Raw genomic sequence first — 6396 nt, 5'->3', positions numbered from 1 at the left:
GTGCTCGGGCGGATCGGTGACCAGCATCGACGGGGGTTCGATCGGATTCATCACGTCAGGGTCGGTCTTGGCCAGTACCCACTGGCCGACCCGAAATGGCGACCGATCGCTGGGTTTGGCGGTCCTGACCCGGCTGTCACGCAGCAGGTCGCGCAGAATCTGCGCGTCGGCACTGACCCAGCCGGCTCCCTGCACCCGCGACATCCGTCCGCGTGCACGCACCTGCTCGATGAGCGGATAGATATCGTCGACCGGATTGCTGTCGATGGTCAACAGCCGGGCCATCGGATCACCTTGTCGCGCCAGCAGTTTCAGCATCGTCCGAGGCAGGCCGTAGCCCGTCGCCCAATGCGTCATGTCGCGGATCGGCAGGCCCACGCGCACACTCCCTGTCAATCGGTTGCGCGAGAGCCCAGGAACTCTCCCGCTGAACGGGTCTACTCTCGACATTATGTTTGCAGCGTTCGGATTCGAAACCTTGGGTGTGGTGATCGGAGACATGTTTTTCGTCGACCCGACACCGAACGAAGGTCAGGAAACCCCCGAGCGTGGGGTTCGACTGGAACTGCGCATGGTCGACAAGGGTGAACCGCGAGGCTCAATCTACGCCGGAGTGCCGATTTCGCTCGCAAAGCCGGTGTGGCGAGTGGACCTGTTCGGGTCCACCGAGAGCCCGCCTGGGACGTTGGACCGTGCGCACCACCATCCCCGCTTCACCGACTGGGAGCCTGGCCGTCGCAACTTCGCTCCCGAACTATCGGCCGATCCCGTCGGGTGGCTGGCCGGCGAACTGGCCGATCCGGACGCGATACTGACCCGCGCGGGCGTCGACCCGGAACAGATCAGCGACGCCGATAAGGCCGGGCTGGCCGCGGCGGCCCCCGACATCGTGGCCACCGTCAAGCGGATGCTCGACGGCGTGCGCGACGGCGAGCTGGCGCCGGCACCCGCCGAGCCGGTTGCGGCGGCTCGCACGGGCTGGCTCTGAGCCCGCTCCCAGCCGCGACTGCACTGCGGCTGATTCGGGATTGACACAGCCCCGCCAACATTGCAGCTGCGCCCAATCACTCTGCCGGGTCCACGGTGTCCTTCCTCACGGACGCCGAAGCACACCACCTGGGCCAATTGCGTTGGTAAATAAGGGCGGTCAATGGTTGATCACCCACGTCACTGCTATGACCGCACTGGACACATCCTGGTACAACGCGACTCGGTACATCATGCACGGCAAGAGCATGTCTTGCTGACCGCTGTCGTAGTTGAGCACCGCTCGGTGTTCTCGAATAGGAGAACCCGGTGATGTTCAGGAACACATTTTACGGTATCTCCGCTGCGACGATGATATCGGCGCTGATCTACTCGCCTGCAACGGCTTTCGCGGACTGTGGCGATCCTGACCAACCCCCATGCACCGGACCAGTTCTGACCGTAGATCACGTTGTCGCGCTCATGGCCGAGCTGACCGATCCGGACATTCCTACCGCGAACAAGTCCGGCATCGACTTCATGCCGGTGGTGTGGGCGATGTTCCAATCGGGCCAACGGCACCTACCGGGCCGCAATCAGCTGCGGCTCACCCATCTCGATTGCGGCGCCGACGCGGTCGTCGAGGTGCGCTGCACGAAACGTCACCCGGCGCCACCCGAGTAAATCGGTGTGGAGTTGATCAAGCGAAGCCGGCGGGACGCCTGATTCAGAACTGTGCCGCCCATAGTGCGCCGCCGCTGGTGTCGGCGTGCGGGTATTCGTCGTCGGGCAGGTGTACTGAGTGGTGCTGTTCGGCCCAGTCGGCAAGATCTGCCTCCACCGCCAGCACGGCGGTCTGGTCCAACAGCGAGCGTGCGTAATCGGCCATGGTTCGCACCTTTCAGTAACGGGTGACAAACGGTGAGTGATGTTGGCGGGCCGGCCGCCATGGGATGCGTTGCCTAGGTTGGGCTTTGGCGTTTTCATGCCTAGCTCGTACGCACGGTCACGCCCAAGATGTGGCCCTGATGGCGGGCCGGCCCGGCCGCTACAAGGGTGATGCCATTACCTCCTTTCGCCGACGGTGGTTGGCTGGCAGCAGCCCGGAGGGCTGCGTTGCATCGGGTCGAACTGCCGCACCGGTTCGCCATGCGCTCGAGACGCCCCGGCGCGAGAGGACCGACCAGCGCGCCGGGGCTCGCAGAGAGCACACCCGATCGCTGGCGGCGTCGGCCGCCGACAGACAGGAAATTCAGCAGTGGCGCAGAAGATGGCGTCGACTTCGGCGATCAGCGCCAGCACGACCGACGCGTCCTCAACACCCAGGGCCGTGGCCAGCGCAACTGGCTCGGTGGCGCTAGGCGGTGCCGGCGCCGCCAGTGTGGTCTCCTGCATCATTGCTCACCTCCTTGGCTTGATCAGGTGCGGAGACCCGGGGCCGATGAGCCCCGGGTGTCCGTGGCATCAGACCCCGGCGGGTTCTCTCGCCGGCGCCCGGTTGAGCACCGTGTCGCCGTCCTCGGTGATCACTTTGTTGCCCTTGGCGGCGTCGGGACGGCCGACGATGATCTTGCGGGGCTTGGCCTTTTCAGCTACCGGGATCGCGAGTCGCAAGACCCCGTCTTTGTAGTCCGCGGTGATTCGGGCGGTGTCGAGGTTGTTGCCCAGCACCAGTTGGCGGGAGAAGACACCACGGGGCCGCTCGGTGGCGAGCATCTCCCGGGACGGGTCGACCGCGGCACGTTCGGCGCGCACGGTCACCACGTTGTTCTCGATGTCCAGATCCAACGAATCGATGTTCACTCCGGGCAGATCGAACTCGACGATGAACTCGTCACCGTCGCGCCAGGCGTCCATCGGCATGCCGGCGGGCCGGGCTGCCGTGCCGAGAACCTGTTGGGTGAACCGATCCAGATCGCGGAATGGGTCGGTACGCATCAGCATGGTTGCCACCTCCAACTGTCCTTTCTTGTGTCCACACTTTGTTGCGTCTACCAATGGCTTATCTATGCCATCTGGTATAGATTTTTATATAGCACTGCGACATGACGGATGCAAGTAGCTGAAGAGGAAAATTTTGGACGTTGCCGATGTGGGCCCGGCCCGGCCGGAACCAGGGCCGGCGAACCGGCTCCCTGACTCCGATCGGGGGGTCTACGGAATCGCGGTGGCCGCCGAATTGTCCGGCGCACCACTGCAATCACTACGGCTGTGGGAGCGCCGCGGCCTGCTGTCCCCCTCGCGAACCGACGGCGGCACCCGCCGCTACAGCGCCGACGATCTGATCCGGATCGAACGAATCCTCACCCTCGTGGCCACCGGGGTGAACATCGCCGGCATCGGCCGCATCCTCGACCTCGAAGACGACAACACCGCGCTCCGCGAAGCTGCCGGCCGTGACGAAGCCCCGTGAGCACGGCGCGCTACCACGCGCCTGCAAAGACTGCATTCTCGACGACGCCAGCCGCCTGATCGAGCAGACTTCGACCAACTCACCCTCGCGCCGGTGCACACGACGAGCCCGATCACGCAACGGTAGCGGACATCGGCCAGGCGGCTATTCGTCGGCTCGTTCGACGACACCATGTTCGGCGAGATGGTCGATCAGCGGAGCCGCCCCCGCGGCCAAGTGTTCCGACATTGCTGTGCGGGCGGACTCGCTGTCGCGCCTGACCAATGCCGCCACCACCCGGCGGTGGTCTTTGATCGATTGATCCGGCCAGCCGGCGATGATAGGAAACACGGATTCGGGAGCGTAGCGGGTGATCTGCGACATCATCTGCGCGAGCTTGGGCGACTGGGCCGCCACGTTGATGGCTCGATGGAATTCGTGGTTGAGACGCACCGTTCGCTCAATGTCATTGCCGGCGTAGGCATCTTCCAGCTGGGACTGGATTTCTTTGAGTCCACGGAGTTGGTCGTCGTCGATGTTGGCCGCGGCGCGCGCAGCCAGCTCTCCACCCACATGTGCCTGCAGATTGGCGACGTCGGCAAGATCACGTTCGGTGACCGGTAGCACTACGAAGCCGCGGCGCGGCTGCTGGGCCAGCAGACCCTCGGACCGCAGTTCGAAAAGCGCTTCGCGTACCGGGGTGACGCTGATTCCCAGTTCGGCAGCCAGCTGATCGAGGCGAACGTATTCACCCGCGGAGTAGGTGCCGTCGAAGATCCGCTTACGCACGTAGCGCGCAACGTCTTCGGAGAGTTGAGGTCGCGCGGCGAAATCCGGGACGCTCAACTCAAATCCGATACTCGGCGAGCAGTCGCTTGCTGATGATCGACTTCTGGATCTCGCTGGTTCCCTCACCGATGAGCAGGAAAGGCGCGTCGCGCATCAGCCGCTCGATTTCGTACTCTTTGGAGTAGCCGTACCCACCGTGAATGCGGAAACTCTGCTGGGTCACCTCGGCGCAGAACTCGCTGGCGAGGTACTTCGCCATTCCCGCGGCAACGTCGTTGCGCTCGCCGGAGTCCTTGAGCCGGGCCGCGTTGACCATCATCAGATGCGCGGCCTCGACTTTGGTTGCCATCTCCGCGAGTTGGAATGCAATGGCCTGGTGCTCGGCGATCGGCTTGCCGAAGGTGTGCCGTTGCTGGGCATACCGCGCGGCGAGCTCGAACGCCCGAAGGGCCACGCCGACGGCCCGCGCCGACACGTTGACCCGGCCGACTTCGATGCCGTCCATCATCTGATAGAAGCCCTGTCCCGGCTTTCCGCCGAGGACGTCCTCGGCACTCGCGGCGTATCCGTCGAAGATCAGCTCGGTGGTGTCGATTCCCTTGTACCCGAGTTTGTCGATCTTGCCCGGGATCAACAGGCCGGGTTTGACTTCGCCGAAACCGGTGGGCTTTTCGATCAGAAAGGCGGTGAGGTTGCGGTGCGGTGCGTCGGCGCCCTCGTCGGTGCGGACCAGTACCGCAACGAGACTGGAGCTGGCGCCGTTGGTCAGCCACATCTTCTGGCCGTTGATCGTGTAGTCGCCGTCGCTGCCCCGGGTGGCGCGGGTACGAATCGCCGCGACGTCAGATCCCAACTCGGGCTCGGACATCGAGAACGATCCGCGAATCTCTCCGGTCGCCATCCGCGGCAGGAAGCGTTGCTTCTGCTCGTCGGTGCCGTGCTGGCGCAGCATGTAGGCGACGATGAAGTGGGTGTTGAGCACGCCGGAAATGCTCATCCAGCCGCGTCCCAACTCCTCGATGCACAAGGCGTAGGTCAGCAGCGACTCGCCGAATCCGCCGTACTCCTGCGGGATCATCAGGCCGAACAGACCCATCTCACGCATCTGGTCGACGATCGCCTGCGGGTAGGTGTCGGTGCGTTCCAGCTCCGGCGCGTTTGGGATGACTTCTCTTTCGACGAATTGTCTTACGGTGGAGATGATCTCGTTCTGAACATCGGTCAGGCCGATAGTCTGGGCTAGTTTGTTCATGAGGGGCCTATCTCCTTGTCAGCGGGCAATCGTTTTCGCGTCGGTCAGGCGGGTGATATCAGCGGCGCTCAAACCCAATCCCCCGGTGAGCACGTCGGCAGTGTCACCGCCGAGCGTGGGCGCCGGCTCGGCGGCGAAGTGGTTGCCGTCGAAGACGGCGGGTAGCCCAGGTGCCAGGTACTCGCCCAATCCGTCCTGATGCAGCCGGGAGAACAACGGATTCGCGGTCACCCGCTCATCAGCGGCGGTCTCGGCGAAGCTCCGGTAGCGCTCGAACAGCACGCTGGTCGCCGACAGGGTCCGGTCGATCTCCTCGGCCGAGTGCTCGGCGAACCACGTCGCGAACAACCCGCTGAGCACCCCGCGGTAGCGGTAGCGCACTCCCTCGTCGCCGAAGTCCGCGTCCAGTGAGTCGGCAAGCGCGGAAACGGCGGCGCCACAACCGGATACCCCGACAAGATCCTGGAAGTGACGCTTGGTCAACGTCACCACCATGAAGGCGACGCCATCTCGGCTGGTGAAGTCCTGACCGTACTGACCGTAAATCGCATTGCCCAGGCGCTCGCGCTCAGTGCCGTTGATCTGCGGCTCGGTCAGCAGTCCCAGATTGCCGGCGGTGGCCAGGGCGACGTCTTCCAGCGGGAGGCTGATCTGGGCGCCGATGCCGGACTGGTCACGCCTGCGTACGGCGGCGACGACGGCGAGCGCGGCGTAGAGGCCGCAGGCGACATCCCAGGCCGGTAGCACGTGATTGATCGGTCCGGCGTGATCCACCGGGCCGGTGACCAACGGAAATCCGGTTGCCGCGTTGACCGTGTAGTCGACACCGGTGGAGCCGTCGTGGCGGCCCAGCACTTGAAGGTGGATCAGGTCGGGACGCTTGGCGACGAGCGTGTCGTAGGACAACCAGGACAAGCCCGCGGCGTTGGTCACGACGATGCCGTCGCCTTCGAAGATCAACCGCTGAACCAGTTTCTGCCCGTCCGCGGAGCGCAAA

At 64.4% G+C, this 6396-nt stretch carries 7 protein-coding genes and 2 pseudogenes; 3 read left to right on the top strand and 6 right to left on the bottom strand.

Annotation, left to right across the window (positions count from 1 at the left end; all coding sequences use genetic code 11):
* A pseudogene (locus AC2VOU_RS09600) lies at positions 1–378 on the bottom strand (cytochrome P450); the annotation flags it as partial.
* Between the two features lie 73 nt (positions 379–451).
* Here AC2VOU_RS09600 and AC2VOU_RS09595 point away from each other — a divergent pair.
* Both AC2VOU_RS09595 and AC2VOU_RS09590 read left to right on the top strand, forming a co-directional pair.
* Entirely contained in the window at positions 452–988 is a 537-nt protein-coding gene (locus AC2VOU_RS09595) for a hypothetical protein (protein ID WP_486941653.1), read from the top strand.
* Between the two features lie 500 nt (positions 989–1488).
* Positions 1489–1650: pseudogene (locus tag AC2VOU_RS09590) on the top strand (winged helix-turn-helix transcriptional regulator); the annotation flags it as partial.
* 43 nt (positions 1651–1693) lie between these two features.
* Here the strand turns inward: AC2VOU_RS09590 and AC2VOU_RS09585 are convergent.
* Both AC2VOU_RS09585 and AC2VOU_RS09580 read right to left on the bottom strand, forming a co-directional pair.
* Positions 1694–1855: a hypothetical protein gene (locus tag AC2VOU_RS09585; RefSeq protein WP_486957159.1), complete on the bottom strand. Its 162-nt coding sequence runs from the start codon at positions 1853–1855 to the stop codon at positions 1694–1696.
* Between the two features lie 575 nt (positions 1856–2430).
* Positions 2431–2910 carry an Hsp20/alpha crystallin family protein gene (locus AC2VOU_RS09580; RefSeq protein ID WP_486938993.1) on the bottom strand — a complete coding sequence of 160 codons (480 nt, stop codon included), beginning with the start codon at positions 2908–2910 and terminating at the stop codon, positions 2431–2433.
* 148 nt (positions 2911–3058) lie between these two features.
* Between AC2VOU_RS09580 and AC2VOU_RS09575 the strand changes: the two genes are divergently transcribed.
* A complete protein-coding gene (locus tag AC2VOU_RS09575) occupies positions 3059–3379 on the top strand; it encodes a MerR family transcriptional regulator (RefSeq protein WP_486957160.1) in 321 nt (106 codons plus the stop codon).
* 144 nt (positions 3380–3523) lie between these two features.
* Here the strand turns inward: AC2VOU_RS09575 and AC2VOU_RS09570 are convergent, their stop codons facing one another.
* From AC2VOU_RS09570 to AC2VOU_RS09560, 3 genes are all read right to left on the bottom strand, one after another.
* A complete protein-coding gene (locus AC2VOU_RS09570; RefSeq protein WP_486957158.1) occupies positions 3524–4204 on the bottom strand; it encodes a GntR family transcriptional regulator in 681 nt (226 codons plus the stop codon).
* A gap of 1 nt (position 4205) precedes the next feature.
* Complete coding sequence (locus AC2VOU_RS09565) at positions 4206–5399, bottom strand: acyl-CoA dehydrogenase family protein (RefSeq protein ID WP_486957157.1); 1194 nt, start codon at positions 5397–5399, stop codon at positions 4206–4208.
* Positions 5400–5417: 18 nt separating this feature from the next.
* Positions 5418–6396, bottom strand: a 979-nt coding sequence (locus tag AC2VOU_RS09560) for a CoA transferase (RefSeq protein ID WP_486957156.1), incomplete at its 5' end; no start/stop codon positions are given.

This window comes from Mycobacterium sp. TH-M25 (assembly GCF_057473665.1).
The sequence above is the reverse complement of the archived record's forward strand: the minus strand, read 5'-3'. Positions and strand labels throughout refer to the sequence as shown.

Excerpts from the sequence above, each read along its gene's own strand:
- AC2VOU_RS09595 (WP_486941653.1), top strand. The coding sequence starts at position 452 with ATGTTTGCAGCGTTCGGATTCGAAACCTTGGGTGTGGTGATCGGAGAC.
- AC2VOU_RS09585 (WP_486957159.1), bottom strand. The coding sequence starts at position 1,855 with ATGGCCGATTACGCACGCTCGCTGTTGGACCAGACCGCCGTGCTGGCG.
- AC2VOU_RS09580 (WP_486938993.1), bottom strand. The coding sequence starts at position 2,910 with ATGCTGATGCGTACCGACCCATTCCGCGATCTGGATCGGTTCACCCAA.
- AC2VOU_RS09565 (WP_486957157.1), bottom strand. The coding sequence starts at position 5,399 with ATGAACAAACTAGCCCAGACTATCGGCCTGACCGATGTTCAGAACGAG.